The 14,986-nt window shown below is 60.0% G+C and carries 11 protein-coding genes; 7 read left to right on the top strand and 4 right to left on the bottom strand.

Features of this window, described 5'->3' with window-relative positions; all coding sequences use genetic code 11:
- Window positions 1-3: 3 nt before the first annotated feature.
- Window positions 4-4,608: a coiled-coil domain-containing protein gene (locus tag KVG85_RS20655; RefSeq protein ID WP_217864830.1), complete on the top strand. Its 4,605-nt coding sequence runs from the start codon at window positions 4-6 to the stop codon at window positions 4,606-4,608.
- Here the strand turns inward: KVG85_RS20655 and pdxR are convergent.
- Complete coding sequence (pdxR, locus tag KVG85_RS20650) at window positions 4,565-6,115, bottom strand: MocR-like pyridoxine biosynthesis transcription factor PdxR (RefSeq protein ID WP_217864829.1); 1,551 nt, start codon at window positions 6,113-6,115, stop codon at window positions 4,565-4,567. The genes KVG85_RS20655 and pdxR overlap by 44 nt on opposite strands.
- A 93-nt stretch (window positions 6,116-6,208) precedes the next feature.
- On the opposite strand from pdxR, the gene KVG85_RS20645 reads away from it, so the two are divergent.
- The 3 genes from KVG85_RS20645 to KVG85_RS20635 are packed head-to-tail and all read left to right on the top strand — an operon-like array spanning window position 6,209 to window position 7,973.
- A complete protein-coding gene (locus tag KVG85_RS20645; protein WP_217864828.1) occupies window positions 6,209-6,832 on the top strand; it encodes an FMN-binding negative transcriptional regulator in 624 nt (207 codons plus the stop codon).
- Between the two features lie 10 nt (window positions 6,833-6,842).
- Window positions 6,843-7,289: a GNAT family N-acetyltransferase gene (locus tag KVG85_RS20640; protein WP_217864827.1), complete on the top strand. Its 447-nt coding sequence runs from the start codon at window positions 6,843-6,845 to the stop codon at window positions 7,287-7,289.
- A 12-nt stretch (window positions 7,290-7,301) separates the two neighbouring features.
- Entirely contained in the window at window positions 7,302-7,973 is a 672-nt protein-coding gene (locus tag KVG85_RS20635) for a GNAT family N-acetyltransferase (RefSeq protein WP_217864826.1), read from the top strand.
- 120 nt (window positions 7,974-8,093) lie between these two features.
- Here KVG85_RS20635 and KVG85_RS20630 read toward each other — a convergent pair whose 3' ends face one another.
- Window positions 8,094-8,996 carry a homocysteine S-methyltransferase family protein gene (locus KVG85_RS20630; RefSeq protein ID WP_217864825.1) on the bottom strand — a complete coding sequence of 301 codons (903 nt, stop codon included), beginning with the start codon at window positions 8,994-8,996 and terminating at the stop codon, window positions 8,094-8,096.
- Between the two features lie 113 nt (window positions 8,997-9,109).
- Between KVG85_RS20630 and KVG85_RS20625 the strand changes: the two genes are divergently transcribed.
- Both KVG85_RS20625 and KVG85_RS20620 read left to right on the top strand, forming a co-directional pair.
- Window positions 9,110-9,928 (top strand): ABC transporter substrate-binding protein, encoded by an 819-nt coding sequence (locus KVG85_RS20625; protein WP_217864824.1) that lies wholly within the window; start codon window positions 9,110-9,112, stop codon window positions 9,926-9,928.
- Window positions 9,925-10,761, top strand: a complete 837-nt coding sequence (locus tag KVG85_RS20620) for an amino acid ABC transporter permease (RefSeq protein ID WP_217864823.1) — start codon at window positions 9,925-9,927, stop codon at window positions 10,759-10,761. Before KVG85_RS20625 ends, KVG85_RS20620 begins: the two co-directional genes overlap by 4 nt.
- A gap of 15 nt (window positions 10,762-10,776) precedes the next feature.
- Here KVG85_RS20620 and KVG85_RS20615 read toward each other — a convergent pair whose 3' ends face one another.
- Window positions 10,777-11,055 carry a helix-turn-helix domain-containing protein gene (locus tag KVG85_RS20615; RefSeq protein ID WP_217864822.1) on the bottom strand — a complete coding sequence of 93 codons (279 nt, stop codon included), beginning with the start codon at window positions 11,053-11,055 and terminating at the stop codon, window positions 10,777-10,779.
- A complete protein-coding gene (locus tag KVG85_RS20610; protein WP_217864821.1) occupies window positions 11,052-12,401 on the bottom strand; it encodes a HipA domain-containing protein in 1,350 nt (449 codons plus the stop codon). Before KVG85_RS20610 ends, KVG85_RS20615 begins: the two co-directional genes overlap by 4 nt.
- Before the next feature lie 370 nt (window positions 12,402-12,771).
- On the opposite strand from KVG85_RS20610, the gene KVG85_RS20605 reads away from it, so the two are divergent.
- Window positions 12,772-14,979, top strand: coding sequence for an autotransporter family protein (locus KVG85_RS20605; RefSeq protein WP_217864820.1), 2,208 nt, complete (start codon window positions 12,772-12,774; stop codon window positions 14,977-14,979).
- The last annotated feature ends 7 nt before the right edge of the window (window positions 14,980-14,986 follow it).

Below are 14,986 nucleotides of genomic sequence, written 5' to 3'. Positions count from 1 at the left end.
ATCATGACCGCCATTCCCAAAGCCAGTGCCGTCGATATCGTGACTCAGCTGGTTACCGGCCCCTCGCTGCAAGAAGTCGCTTCAAAAACGCTGCGCGATGCCCTCAAGACGTTGTATCCGAATCTCGACATAGACCCGCGTCTGGCGATGGTCGTGCAACCCATCTGGGCCATTGTGGATGGTCGAGTACTACCCGACGGGTATCAGGCTGGATCGCTGACCAACGCCCTGGTGCGGCTCGGCCTGTCCGGTACCACGGTGACGTACCTCGATGGCGAGCATTATCTGACCCTGCAACCCGGCGTACCTGCCCCTGCGCATCTGCCGGTGAAGATCGATGCCATCGGCCTGTTGCTCAACGAACTGGCACCGCTGCTGTTCATCGCTTACAAGGAGCAGCACGTCGACTACTGGGACGAGTTCACCTACCCCGGGCAACCGCGCTGGCAGCAACTGTCCGAGGCGCTGCGCAACCTGTGGAACGTCGATGCCAGCGTCGGCTGGGACGCTGACGAGATTGCCCTGGCCCAGGCGATTTTCAAACAGCCCGACCCGCAACAACGCCTGGCCCCCGACCCGTACTCGGCAAAGGCATATCTGATTGACCTCGATCGCGGAGGCGCCGACACGCCATCGCACTTGACCCTGGTCGACGCCGCAGTAGTGATCGGCACAATTGCAGAGCGCAAGTTGATTCTCACCCACGCGGTCACCCAGGGCTTTCAGCGTTTCGATTCACTGGAGGAACTCGGCGAGGCTCTGCTGCGGATATATGGCGCAAGCGCCTCGGGCAAAGATCTCAAGTGGCGGCTGGTCGAACCCCAGGGCAATTTCTTCGACCAGCAGGCCTGCACGCTGATTTCCATGGAAGCAGACGCTTTGGGCGAAATCAGTTTTTTTCAGGATTCCCCTGCTAAACGCGTCTATCCGCATACCGGCACGGCCGGCAAACCGGCACAACCGACACCGCGCCTCGAAGCGCACTTCGAGCGTTTGCAGCCGATGCTTCCGGACTGGCTGAACGACGCCCTGCCCATGGATCAGACGCGTTACAGTCGGCACCTGCTGGATCTGACGACGCTGCAGCACGAGAACAACGGCAAATCCTTTCAGAGCGAAATCACCAGCCTTCAGGCGTTCACTCGTGCAGCGCTGATCAAACAGATTCTCAAGGAGCAGCCCGACGCCAAAGACGTGAACATCGACAACATCGAAATCACCATCACCAGTCTCGTGGTCTGGGGCACGTTTGTGTTGCCGGGAAATACTCAGACTCAGACATGGACGCTATCGGAGCTTGCTCTGCAAAACCTGGCAGGCCTGCCCTTGGGCAACAAGACCGTGCGGTACAAGGATGGCAGCCCGGTACCCGAGTGGATGAGCGCGACTTTTCTGGAGAAGCTGGTCAGCACGGTCGACATCGGCAAGACCTACCCGGCGCATCTCAAGGCCGTACTGATAGACGACCCCGTGCAAGCGCCGCTGTTGCAAGGGCTCTACACCAGTCAGCTGCGCATTGAGCTGCCATTGCTGGCGTTGCAGCACAAGATCCGGGGCAAAGCCGGCATTGACGAATCGGGTTATCGATACGTGGTCGCCGCATTCGCCACGACTGGCGCGGAACGCTACGTCGAAGGCGAGGAAATCGTCATTCGCCCATTGGCTTTCGTCGCTCATCGCAGCCGTTCCACCGCAGATACTGTCGACAATATGTATGTCATAGGCCCGCGCGATCCGGACAAAGGGCCGTGCGTGCTGTATCGACCGCTGTTCGACAAGACTCTGCTGCAATATCCGGGGCCCGCCAATCTGCTCTTTGCGATCCAGCATTCGCGACATCTGCGCGACTCGGTGCTGGCCTGGTTGCCGGACGATACGCGCTTCAATTACAGCCAGTTCGTCTTTACCGCCAGGCTGCCGTCGGTGTGGACGATCCCGCAACTGATGATCAACCCGACCACAGCACTGGACATGTCAGGGGCCGTCGCGCTGGGCACTGAGGTCATCGCCAGCGATATCCTCGCAACCCTGCACGAACGCAACGTCAAGGCGCTTGTCACCCAAGCCGACCGGCAATCGGTCTCCGATGCAGAAGCACGCTGGGCCTCGCTGAAACAGGGCGGCTGGGTGATGCTCAATGCCGCACTGCCGTTTCTGGGCCGCAGCGTAGGCACAGCGGCGTGGATCTGGCAGATCATGGATGATCTGCAGGAAATCACCGACAGCGCCAACGAGCAATCGGGGAAGATCGCCTGGACGGCCATCGCCGATATTCTCCTGGCGCTGGGCATGGTGCTCGCCCACCGTGCGGCAATGGGCGATGCGCCATCGACACCCGTGGACACAACGCTCGAAGAGGACACAGCGACGAGCAAACCTGCCGCCAGAATCGTCAAAGCGCTGCGCCAGCCGGATATCACTGGCCCGCAATTGACCGAAGTCCATGGCACATCGATCGACAGCATCGCGGCGCTGAAACGATCCCCGGTGGCACTCGCCAAGCTGTTGGATACGTTCAAGGTCGGCAAGCCCAAAGGGCTTGGTGCTGCCACCAGGGAGGGCGCGGACCGAGGCCTCTACGCCCACGCAGACAAATGGTACGCCCGCGTCGGTGAACGCTGGTTTGAAGTAGCGCGCAACGCGCATGGCGACATGCACATCGTCGATACGCGTCAGCCCACCCGACCTGCCGGACCCAGGCTGGTCTATACCGCCAACGGCCAGTGGGTAATCGATCTGCGCTTGCGTCTGCGCGGCGGCGGATTGGAGGAAGGTCGCCAAGCCGCGCAAGGCATAAGAAACAAGGAGGTGGCCGTATTGGCCGAGCAGATTACTGCGTTCGATTTGACGATGGAGAGCAAAAGGAGCCGTGTCGATGCCGAACGCAACAGCCTGCTCGATGCCCTTCCGCAGGAACGCGAGCAAGCGCTTGCGCAGTACCTCGCCACGCTCGATTCACAGCACAACGAATATGCCGCGAACATTCAGCTGATCAAGAAGCTCAACAGCAAACAATCCATTCCCAACTACCGCACGGTCATGCCGCAGCGTTTGGACCTGCTGTTGTTTCTGGGACAGGAGTGGCTCAGTAATAACGCTTCGGATTATCAGCAGCGGCTACTGGCGGTGCAGGCGATATTGGACGACGAACTGCGCGGCGAATCGCAGGCAGTCAGCTCTGCGTTCGAGCAGTTGAACGATGTCACTCAATCCACTATCGAGAAAATGGAGTCGGCTGAAGCCTGCATGGAGGAACTGACCAAGCTGGGAGCGGATGGCGTGGAGATAAAGCAGGAATACAACATCAGCCTGGCGCCCTACCCGCTGGATGATCTGAAGACTCTGCAAATCAGTCTCGGCCAGTACACCTGCATCAAGCCCGGCGATTCCACCGCCCATGTCGAGGCACAACAAGCGCTGGCCGGTCTGTTCGAAGATGCTGCGCTGAACGTTCAGAGTTCGCGCGACCTGAGCGCCGATGAAAGCCTCAGTGATCTGCGCATACGCATCGACGCCCTGAGCCAGGTGAGCGAACAGTTCGCTTCCGTGGACAAGCGTTTCGATGACCTGGCGAGTGAATATTCCGAACACATACACACGGAAAAACTCAGGCAATTGCAGGCGCGCGTGGCCTCATTCAAGGTTAGCGCCGACAACCGACTCGCCGACCTGTTGCGCTACCGGCATTTACTGGTGCCGCAAGCCGGTCCGTCGAGACCTTCCACCTCATCTTCGAATCGGCGGATCATCAAGACACGCAACAAAGGCACCCTGGTCGGCGAACGGAAAAAAAGCCTCGACGGCGAAGACACCGGTCTTGTCGAAGTCAGTACAGCACTGACGAGAGTCATCGCGACATTCAAGGAGGAGTCGCCAGGTATCTGGGTCGAGCAGAGTGCACGGCCGACGCCGTCGCCAAAAGCCAGGCCCAACCTCAACAAAAGCATCAGCGCCGGGCAGGCATTGATCGACGGCCTGGCCGCGTTTCACCGGCGCATCGAGGCGCGCCTGAAACGCGGCTCGCGCATTCCGGTGGAAGTCGAAGAGGAATACCACAACCACGCCGCCCTGTTGCGCAAGGCCGGTGCCGCGATCGATGAAGCGTTGACGGCGAGTAACCTCACCGCTGCTCTGCATGAACCGTCCGAAACGCTCAACCACAAGCTCGACGCTGCGGCCACGACACTGGAGCAAAAGGGCACCAGCACGCGAATCCGTCTGGTCAAGCAACAACTGCCAACAGCCGCGGGGGTCGAGTGGCTCAAGGACAAGGGCGAAGTGAAAATTTCGAAAACCCTGACCCGAAGGCGTCTGAGGCGCCATCAGAACGATTTTCTCGACGAGTATCAGATTCGTGATGCGCATACCGACAAGGTCCTCTGCTATGCGCATTTCCATTACAGCAGCGCCGACGCGCCCGATGGCGCATTTTTGCGTGGACATATGAAGACAGTTGCCCAGCACCGCCTGGGAGGCACCTCTGAAATAACCGATGTGGATAATCAGAGGCTGATTGAAATCCATCGCAGCGAAATTTCCAGTCGCAGCGCCGAAACGCTGTTCTTCAACCTCGCCAAGCCTGCCGCAGCCGCGACAACGCCGCTTTGATCGCAAGCTCTGGTACAGCAGCGAAACCCAGCACCAGGCCGGCGCGCTTATCCATGGGCGTAGTCGAATCGGGGAGCCAGTAGCTGCTCAGGCCGTTGATTTCAACATCGACATCAGCGGCCTGAGCGATCAATTGCTGCTCGCGCTCGATGCTGTCCACGGCGACGGTCAGGTGCAGCCCGGCCGGCACGGCGGGCAGTTGACCGACGCCGGCGACCGTCGGCCAGCCTTCGAGCAGGCAGTTGCGTCGGCTCAGCGCAGCCCGGCGCATGCGGCGGATATGCCGCTGGAAATGCCCGGCGGCCATGAATTCGGCCATCACCGCTTGCGTGCTGACCTCCGAATGCCGCACATCGACGGCGCGGCGTTGCGCGAACGCCTCGACCAGCGCGGGCGGCAGCACCAGATAACCAAGGCGCAACGCCGGAAAAGCGACCTTGCCGAACGTACCGACGTAGAGCACACGCCCCTGACGATCAAGTGCCGCCAACGGCGCCAGCGGTGCGCCGGTGTAGCGGTACTCGCCGTCGTAATCATCCTCGACGATCCAGCCGCCGACACGCTCGGCCCAGGCGAGCAATTCCAGACGCCGGGCCAGACTCATCACCACGCCGGTCGGGTACTGATGAGAAGGCGTGACGTAAGCCACCCGACAGTCATTGAGCTGAGCCATGGCGCTGCAATCGATGCCGTCGCTGTCCACCGCCACCCCATGCAATTTCGCCCCCGCTACAGCGAAGGCGTGTCCGGCGGCGCGATAGCCCGGATTTTCGATCGCCACGCCGTCCCCTGGCTCGACCAGCAGCTGTGCACAAAGGCTGATGCCCTGCTGCGCGCCACTGGTGATCACAATTTGCTCAGCCGTGCACTGCATGCCGCGCGAACTGCGCAAATACGCAGCAATCATGCCGCGCAGCCGCGCGTCCCCGGCCGGGTCGCCGTAACACAACTGCTGTAGATCCGGTTTGCGCCAGAAAGCCGCGTTGAGCTTGGCCCAGACCTCGAACGGAAACAGATCGAACGCCGGCACTCCCACCCGAAAAGCGCGCGGCGGACCGCTCGGTGGTCGCGGCAAATGATGCTTTTCAATGCGGGCAAATCCGTCGCCTTGGATAACTTTGCTGGATGGATTCACAGGTAAATCCAGCCAATTTGTGGATAAAGCTGTGGGTAAGCCTGTTGACAAGCCTGTGGATGAATTTGTGGATAGTTTTTTCTCAGGCGTGGATGCCTGAGCCAATTGCGCCACGTAAGTACCGTCGCCGACGCGTCCTTCGATAAAGCCCTCGGCATACAACTGATCGTAGGCGCGCACCACGCTGTTGCGGGAAATGCCCAGCGCCGAGGCCAGGTCTCGGCTGGCCGGCAATCGCGTGCCACTGGCCAGACGCCCATCCAGCACCCGCAGGCGCAAAGACTGATAGAGCTGGCGACTCAGACCTTGGCGGCGATCAAGCTCGATACCGGCCGGATTGAAAGGCATCGACAAGGGTGGCAGATCAGGCATGGCGAATGGACCTATGAAATGGCTCAGCAATGGCTCTTACAACGGACCAATAGCCTGCCTAGGATGCAGGCATTCGCCAAGGAAAATCTGTCCATGTACACGCCACGCGCCTTTGCCATCGAAGACTTGTCCCAACTGCACGAACTGATCCTCGCCACGCGCCTGGCCATTCTGGTCAGCCACGGTGACAGCGGATTGCAAGCCAGCCACGTGCCGGTGCTGCTGCATCGCGAACAGGGTGAATACGGCACGCTCTACGGCCATCTGGCCAAGGCCAATCCGCAGTGGAAGGACCTGCGGGACGGCGCCGAGGCGATGTTGATCTTCGCCGGCCCGGACGCCTACGTCAGCCCGGGCTTCTATCCGAGCAAAGCCGAGCACGGCAAGGTCGTGCCGACCTGGAACTACATCGCCGTGCACGCCTACGGCCAGGCCGAGACCTTCAGCGATGGCGGCCGGTTGCTCGACATCGTCAGCACCCTCACCGACCGCCACGAAGCGGGCCGCGCGCAGCCGTGGTCGGTGGACGACGCGCCAGCTGAATACATCGACGCCATGCTCAAGGCCATCGTCGGGTTTGCCATTCCCATCGACCGCCTCGAAGGCAAACGCAAGCTCAGCCAGAACCGTAGCGCCGAAGATATCGCCGGGGTGCGCGAAGGCCTCGCCGCAAGCCCCGACGCCAACGACCAAACCCTTGCCAGCCTGATGCGCTAAGGATCTACCCATGACCCAGATCGACATTCGCCAGGTCAGCGCCAATGACCACGCCGCTTGGCTGCCGCTGTGGCAGGCGTACCTGCGCTTCTACAACACGGAACTGCCGGGCGCCGTCACCCAAAGCACCTGGCAGCGCTTTCTCGACCCGAATGAACCGACCCACGCCGCCCTCGCCTGGGCTGAAGGCAAAGCGCTGGGCATGGTGCATTACATCTATCATCGCTCGAACTGGAGCATCGAAAATTCCTGCTATCTGCAGGATTTGCTGGTGCTGCCCGAGTCCCGTGGCACCGGTGTCGGTCGGCTGTTGATCGAGCATGTCTACGCTGCCGCCAAGGCTGATGGTTGCTGCAAAGTCCACTGGCTGACCCACGAAACCAATGCAACGGCGATCCAGCTCTACGAGCGCATTGCCGAACGTCCGGGCTTCATCCAGTTTCGTAAAGCCCTTTAAGGAGACGCGCACATGACCGCTTCACTCGCTGACTGGAAAGGCGTCCCCGCCCCCTCCGCCACCTTGCTCGAAGGTCGTTTCATCCGCCTGGAAAAACTCGACCCGGCGCGCCATGCCGAGCAACTGTACGCCGCCCTCGAAGGGCCGGGTGCCGATCCGAAGCTCTGGGATTACTTGCCTTACGGTCCGTTTCGCGAGCGCAGCGCGTTCAACGACTGGCTGAACAATCATGCGGCCAACAGCGACCCGTATTTCTTCAGCGTCATCGACCGCGCGACTGGTCAGGTGCAAGGCATCCTCAGCCTGATGTCGATCGTCCCGGCGCAGGGCCGCATCGAAATCGGCCACGTCACTTTTGGCGCGCCAATGCAGCGCTCGCCGAAAAGCACCGAGGCGGTGTACCTGCTGGCCAAGTACTCGTTCGAGCTGGGTTACCGGCGCCTGGAGTGGAAGTGCAACAACGGCAACGCCCGCTCCAAATATGCGGCCGAGCGTCTGGGCTTCAGTTTCGAAGGCGTGTTTCGCCAGCACATGGTGGTCAAGGGGCAGAACCGCGACACCGCGTGGTATTCGATTCTGGATGGGGAATGGCCAGCGATTGGTGCTGGGTTCGAGCGCTGGCTGAGCGCTGAAAACCAGACGCCTGGTGGACAGGTGAAAGGCTTGGCCGAGTGCCGTAGCTGATCGTCACAAAGCCCTGTGGGAGCAAGCCTGCTCGCGAAGGCGGTGTGTCAGTCACAGAAAATATTGACTGACTGACCGCTTTCGCGAGCAGGCTCGCTCCCACAATTGGCGAAGTCTGGCTTAACGACGCAGCTTCTGCGCCAGCACCGCAATGTGCTCTGGCCCGATCCCGCAGCAACCACCCAGATGACTGGCGCCGCGCTGTTGCCAGTCCAGCGCCCAGTGCAGATACCCCGGCGGATCGAGATCGTCACGCAACGGGTCGAGCCCGTCGTTGGCCGTGGCTTCTTTCGGTTGCGGAGGAAACGCGTTGGCATACGCGCCGATATTGATCGTGACGCCGAGACGCTCAAAGGTTGCGCGCGTCGCGTCGATGGCCGCGCCAATCACTTCGGGCTGACTGCAGTTGAACAGCAGGGTCTCGACGCCGAGTTCAGCCGCCAGCGCAGCCGCTTCGGCTACCGGCTCACCGGAGCGCAGGCGTGGCACTTCATCGGTGTCTTCATCCTTGAGGGTGAACGACAGCCAGAACGGTTTGCCGTCCTTCGGCAACCCGGCGTGAATGGCCCGCGCCTCGATAATCGAACTCTGGGTTTCCGCCAGCCACAGATCAACATGCGAGGCCAGCCCATTGATCAGCGGCGTCAGCAGCTCGCTCACGCGATCCGCTTCGAACAGATCCGGACGATACGAACCAAACAGCGGCGGCAACGAACCGGCAACACGCACTGACTTGCCGGATGCCTGCACCGCCCGCCGCGCCAACTCCCCCGCCAGTGCCGCAAGCGCCTGGCCTTCAGCCGCAAAGCGCGCTTCGCCAATGTGAAACGGCACCACCGCGTAACTGTTGCTGGTGATCACGTCCGCGCCGCTGTTGATGTAAGCGGCATGCACCGCCTCGACCGCCTGCGGCGCTTCACTCAGCGCCAGTGCCGACCACTCCGGTTGGCGAAACGGCGCGCCGGCGCGTTGCAACTCGCGTCCCATGCCGCCGTCGAGAATAACCCTGTTCGCTGCGCCCATATGCTTTTCACTCATATGCTTATGAAAATAACTCACTATCAGAGTCGTTCTTATAACTATTTAATACGCACCACTCAGTTAATAACAACCTCTTTTTTCAACAGGAAGCGACTGTGAAACTCCAACCGCTATTGGCCCTGGGCCTGACCATTCTGGCCTCCACCCAAGCCTTCGGCGGCGCGACGCTGGACCGCGTCGAGCAGAAAAAAGAGCTGGTCGGCGTGCTCATGGAAAGCTATCCGCCCTTCTCGTTTCTCAATGAGCAGAATCAACTCGACGGTTTCGATGTAGACGTTGCCAAAGCGGTGGCGGACAAGCTTGGCGTCAAACTGCGTCTCGAAACGCCGTCCTGGGACGTGATCGCCGCCGGCCGCTGGAGCGGGCGCTACGACATCTGCATCTGCTCGATGACCCCGAGCAAGGCCCGCGCAGAAGTGTTCGACTTCCCGGTCGAGTACTACGCCTCGCCAGCGGTAATCGTGGTCAATGCCAAGGACGAGCGCATCCACAGCGCCAAGGACCTGAGCGGCAAAAAGGTCGGCCTGACCAGCGCCTCCAGCTACGAAAGTTATCTGAACAAGAACCTGGTCATCGAAGGCGCCGAGGATTCGCAGTTGCAGTATCCGTTCGAGGATGTGCAGATCGCTCCGTACGACACCGACAACGTCGCCTTCCAGGATCTGGGCCTGGGCGCCGGCGTGCGCCTGGATGCGATCCTCACCAATCTGGTCACCGCGCAGCCGCGCCTGAACCAGGACCAGCGCTTCAAACTGGCCGGCGAACCGCTGTACTCGGAACCCAACTCCGTGGCCATCGAAAAGGGTGACCCGCAGTGGGACGCCAAGGTACGCGAGGTGTTCGCACAACTGAAACAGGACGGCACCCTGAGCAAGCTGTCGCAAAAATGGATCGGCGCCGATATCAGCCAATGACTTCCTTTCCGACCCCGCCACAGCCACCGCAACCGGTGGCTGAAACACGCCTGCAAAAGCTCTTTGGTTTCCGCACGCGCCTGTACCTGACGTGGGCGGCGCTGTTCTGCCTGTTCGCCGGATTCTTCCTCAGCTTCGACCTGAAGCTCGCGATCATCCTCGACAAGCTGCCCAACCTCGTTGGCCTGAAGCTGGCGCCTAACGGCTTCCTGCAAGGCGCAGCGCTGACCCTGTTTCTCTGCGCCTGCTCGATCATCGCCTCGTCGCTGCTGGGTTTCATCACCGCGCTGGCGCGCCTGTCGAACAGCGCCGTGGCATTTGGCATCGCCAGTTTCTACACCTCGTTCTTCCGTGGCACGCCACTGCTGATCCAAATCCTGCTGATCTACCTCGGCCTGCCGCAACTGGGCATCGTGCCCGGCGCCATCGTTGCCGGCATCATTGCCCTGTCGCTGAATTACGGCGCCTACCTGAGCGAAATCTTCCGCGCCGGGATTCTCGGCGTCGATCACGGCCAACGCGAAGCATCCCTGGCGCTGGGCCTGCGCGAAAGCGTGATCTTCTGGCGCATCACCCTGCCCCAGGCCATGCGCACCATCATCCCGCCGACCACCAACCAGTTCATCTCGATGCTCAAGGACTCGTCGCTGATCTCGGTAATGGGCGTCTGGGAAGTGATGTTTCTCGCCCAGTCATACGGGCGCTCGAGCTATCGCTACATCGAAATGCTCACCACGGCGGCGATCATCTACTGGCTGATGTCGATCGGGCTGGAGCTGATTCAGGCACGGATGGAGCGGCATTACGGCAAGGCGTATGTGCGGCGTGGCTAAACAGCCGCGAAGGTATCAAGCGTTGTCCCGGCGTATTCGCACAACGCCCATTTTCATGCCGAATGGGCGGAACACCGCGTTCAGCGACTTCAGGGTCTGATTGCCTTCGCCATGTTCGATATGCACCAGCGTGCGCACTGAAATCTTGCACATCTTCGCGAACTGGGACTGATGCAGACCGGTGACTTCGACCCGTAAACGGCGCACGGCGTCACCGATTTCCAGAGTGCCTTCGGCCAATGATTGCTGAATGCTTTCGATGAGCGCCGTGCGCTCGAGGACGGTCAGACTCATTGCAGGTCCCACTCTTTCAAACGTTGCTCGAGGTTTTTCAGATGAACGCTCGGGTGATTCATGGTTCTGGCGGGCAAACCGCTGGCGGCAAGAATATCCGGCAGTGCGGCCAGACGGTGGGCATCCGCGCGCAGGCCTTCGAACAGCGCCGGGGCATCCAGCCCCGCCAACGAATCGTGCGGATCTGCGCTATCGGCCAATACGCGGCAGACACCTCGCCAATCGACATCGCCCGCCCGCTCCAATTCTCTTGGCCATTTGGTCGTACGAGTCACGCCTTCGTCATCCATGACCATCGGGGCGAGGTCATAAATCGGCGCGAGCTGGAAAGCGTTCTCTTGCCGGATGATCGCCGTGTTACGACCGTGGTTATCTGAGTTTCCGAGGATTTTATTGATCAGGTCGCGACGCAGATAATCGGCGACGAGGCCGGCAATCTGGCTGGCCTGACCCGCTTTGCGCCAGAGCCCGGCGAGCATGCGGATCACTTCCAGATGATTCATGGCGCTGCCTGGCGTCGTCACTTCAGCCAGCGAATAAATCGATTCGACGGCAAAGCGCGACACCGCCCCATCTTTCACTTGTCGATCAAAACGCCGCATCCACAAACTCGGTTTGTTCGCCTCTTCCAAGGCCAGGCCTTCTGCCGCGACCGTTTCGATGCCCAATGTTTGCAGCGCTTTGTAGTAATGGAATTCGCTGCGCAGGATGTCCTGGTCGGTCTGCCCGCCCCTGTTTCTGGCGAATTTCACGAACCAGTGCTGTCGCACTTCTTCATCGTCCAATACCGCATCGGGATACAGAAGCCCGGCGCTGTTCTCTGCCAGTAATAGCTTCGGAGCTTCCCCACCTGCCCCTGTCGCGCCACCGATGGCCGCGCCTAGCTCGTAGGCATATTCAAGAAAGCGGTTGTCGCGGCCAATGACCTCCTCGCGCTTGAATCCGATCGGCTTCCTCTCATCGACTGCTTCCGCCGATTCCTTTATTCGCATGTTGCCAATGGGAGCCGGTGTACTGCGACCCAGCAGAAACAGATCGGCGCTGATCTCGGCGGGTCTTTCCTGACCCAGGCGGGCGAGCAGAAACCGCCTCGCTGCCCCTGCCGGTGCGATGTCGTGGACAAAGGCTGGTGTCTTCGCGCGCCGACCTTCCCAATCCAGCGGATACAGGGCACTCACGGCTTGGGAAAAAGGCGACCCGATCAACTCGATGTTTTCCACCAGATAGTCCGCTTCATAGCCAAAACTGCAGCGGCTTTCGAAGCCTTTTTCCGGATCATCGAAGTCAAGAATCATCGCGTCGTGCCATTGCCCGGCGGTGAAGATCTGGAGTGTCAGGTTGTACATGTTGATTCCGTATGCATTTAAATGCAGCTCAGCGAGAAAGAATTGTTAATGCATGCAATATAGTGCATCCAAGCAGTTTCACGCGCCGGAATATCTGCAACAAAATGCAGATTAGCATTCCCATGTGGTCGTCTGAACGCAAATTAATGCAGTTAAGCGTCTGACTTGCCGCTGGTTAAGGTTCTTCAACGGTAGAAAGCCGTAGGAAAAAGAACAGCCACCACTGCGCAAAAGCTGTGATTTGTGGAAACCAGTGAGGATTTTCTACACAACGATCCGATGTCGCCTGCGTGGATGTGGGAAGCGGCCGACATCGGTTTTTTTCAGGCAGCAATAGAGTTGGGTCTTCTCGATAAGGAGGTCGGACTTGATGCCCACTCAACACCTATTCGCACCAAAACACTTGGCTCTGGCTATTTCATTGGCAATGGGTGGCGTAGCGCTGGCTAACGCCGAGCAATCCACTGAAGCAATAGAGCAGCCCCCAAGCATGGAAACGACGGAGCAGCCCGAAACCAACCCCAAGCAACAGGCGATGGAACGGCTACAGGGTTTTCTCACCGACGCGAGCACGGTACCGATAACCTTTACGACACCGGAAACCTTGTTCAAAGGGACTGACGTCAACGACTTGATTACCCTAACCGACGGCGCAAGCTTCACGGGTCGGCTGGATGGCGGCAAGGGCGATAATGTGTTGTTCCTTAATGCTGCGGATGGCGGCACGTTGAACGACACGCGCAACTTCAATGGGTTATTCGTGGCCCAAGGCAACTGGACGCTGAGCTCCAAAGGCGATTTCCATGAAGGTGTTCTGGTCAACAGCGGTGGAGCGTTGACCAACCTCGGCAGCATCAAGGGTGATGTGTATGTCCAGAATGGCGGCAGTTTCGCCGGTAAAGGCACGCTGGGAAATCTTGAGGTAGGTGGGCTGCTCACCGTCAATGCAGCGCTTGGCGCACCGCGAGTGAAGGGTAATTTGCACTTGGCGCCTGGTGCCGAATTGGCTTACGAGGTCACTCCCGCTGGTGGTCAGACGATCAAGGTCGATGGCACAGCTCAGCTTGACGGCGCCACCCTGAAAGTCGTCGCGGCGGGTGAATATCCGCAGAGCAGCCAATACAAAATCATCGAAGCCCGTGAGGTGAAAGGCGAATTCGGCAGGATCGAGAACGATCTGGCGTATATGACGGCCACGGCTCAATACAACAAGAAATCGGTTGGGCTGACTTACGCTCGTAATGGTGAACCGATTCAAAATCTCGCCACTTCAGAAAACGGGGGTTCACTTGGCGAAAGTATCATCGAGCCTGAAACACCAGGATCCCCCGCTGCACCAATATCAACGCCTACGATGCAAACGCCCGCTCCAGCCTCAAGAGCAGATGCAATCCCAGCAGCATCGCCAGCCCCGGCCTCGGTTGCGACCCAGGCTGAAGACGCCATTTCGGTGGAATCATCTACATCAAACACAATCGTGACTTCACAAACCAGCGCAGTTATCCCACGGTCCGCGTCCGGGCCCACAAGGCCGATCAACGCAGCGGTCGCCGCACTGCTGACCAGCGATAAAACCACCGCGCCCATCGCCCTCGATCAACTTGCCGCCGCCAGCAACGCCAACCTCGCCAAAGCCACGCTGAGCAGTATCACGCCGGTCAGTACGAGCATGCTTTCGGCAATGCGGCAGCTGGACAATCATTCCGCCTTGACCTACGGCTCGCGCAGTTCACCGCGTCAGGCCGCAGGCAGCGAAGACTCCGGGCGGGTGTGGATTCAGGCGTTGGGCCACGGCGGCAAGGTTGATCGCGACGCTGACGGCATCCTCCAACATGCTACGCAAGGGCTGGTCGTGGGCGCTGACTGGCGACTCGACGAGCACTGGCATGTCGGCCTGATTGGCGGCAAATCGCAGACGAAATTCGATGCCCGCCAGTACGACGGCGACCTCGACAGCTGGCACTTCGGCGCCTACGCCATGCGTCAGGATGGCCCGCTGTCACTGCGCCTCGGCGCGACCTACGCCAGCCATGACGGCAGCAGCACACGGCGGGTCGCATTCAAGGGTTTCAGCGATCGTCTCAAGGGCAACTACGACGCCCATACTCAACAGGCATTCGCCGAAGCCGGGTTCAATTTGGGCCGCGACAACCTTACCCTCGAACCCTTCGCCAGCCTCGGCTACCAGCGTTATCAACGCGACAGCTACAACGAAAAGGGCGGCGATGCGGCACTGAAAGTCTTCGGGCAGACTCGCGACAACTTCAGCAGCACCTTTGGCCTGCGGCTTGCGCAGATCAATACGCTGGATAACGGCATGTATTTGACCCCGCGCTTGAGCGCAGGCTGGAAACATACCTTCGGCGAGGTCGACAGCGACACCCGCCAGCAACTGCGCAAGGGCGGCAAGCGCTTTGAAGTGACCGGGGCGGCACTGGATCGGAACAGCCTCTCGGTGGATGCGGGGCTCGATCTTGGTCTTTCGGCGGCGCACACATTGGGCGTGGGCTTAACGGGTGAGCTGGGTAATGACAGCCGAACGTATGGCGTAGCGGGTCAATGGCGCATGGCGTTCTGATGGAGTA

Source organism: Pseudomonas triticicola, assembly GCF_019145375.1.
GTDB classification, from domain to species: Bacteria; Pseudomonadota; Gammaproteobacteria; order Pseudomonadales; family Pseudomonadaceae; genus Aquipseudomonas; species Aquipseudomonas triticicola.
This window is presented reverse-complemented; position numbering and strand designations above follow the sequence as displayed.

Bases quoted from the DNA above. Each gene is read 5' to 3' on its own strand.
- KVG85_RS20655 (WP_217864830.1), top strand. From the start codon at position 4: ATGACCGCCATTCCCAAAGCCAGTGCCGTCGATATCGTGACTCAGCTG.
- pdxR (WP_217864829.1), bottom strand. From the start codon at position 6,115: ATGCCTGATCTGCCACCCTTGTCGATGCCTTTCAATCCGGCCGGTATC.
- KVG85_RS20645 (WP_217864828.1), top strand. From the start codon at position 6,209: ATGTACACGCCACGCGCCTTTGCCATCGAAGACTTGTCCCAACTGCAC.
- KVG85_RS20640 (WP_217864827.1), top strand. From the start codon at position 6,843: ATGACCCAGATCGACATTCGCCAGGTCAGCGCCAATGACCACGCCGCT.
- KVG85_RS20635 (WP_217864826.1), top strand. From the start codon at position 7,302: ATGACCGCTTCACTCGCTGACTGGAAAGGCGTCCCCGCCCCCTCCGCC.
- KVG85_RS20630 (WP_217864825.1), bottom strand. From the start codon at position 8,996: ATGGGCGCAGCGAACAGGGTTATTCTCGACGGCGGCATGGGACGCGAG.
- KVG85_RS20620 (WP_217864823.1), top strand. From the start codon at position 9,925: ATGACTTCCTTTCCGACCCCGCCACAGCCACCGCAACCGGTGGCTGAA.
- KVG85_RS20615 (WP_217864822.1), bottom strand. From the start codon at position 11,055: ATGAGTCTGACCGTCCTCGAGCGCACGGCGCTCATCGAAAGCATTCAG.
- KVG85_RS20610 (WP_217864821.1), bottom strand. From the start codon at position 12,401: ATGTACAACCTGACACTCCAGATCTTCACCGCCGGGCAATGGCACGAC.
- KVG85_RS20605 (WP_217864820.1), top strand. From the start codon at position 12,772: ATGCCCACTCAACACCTATTCGCACCAAAACACTTGGCTCTGGCTATT.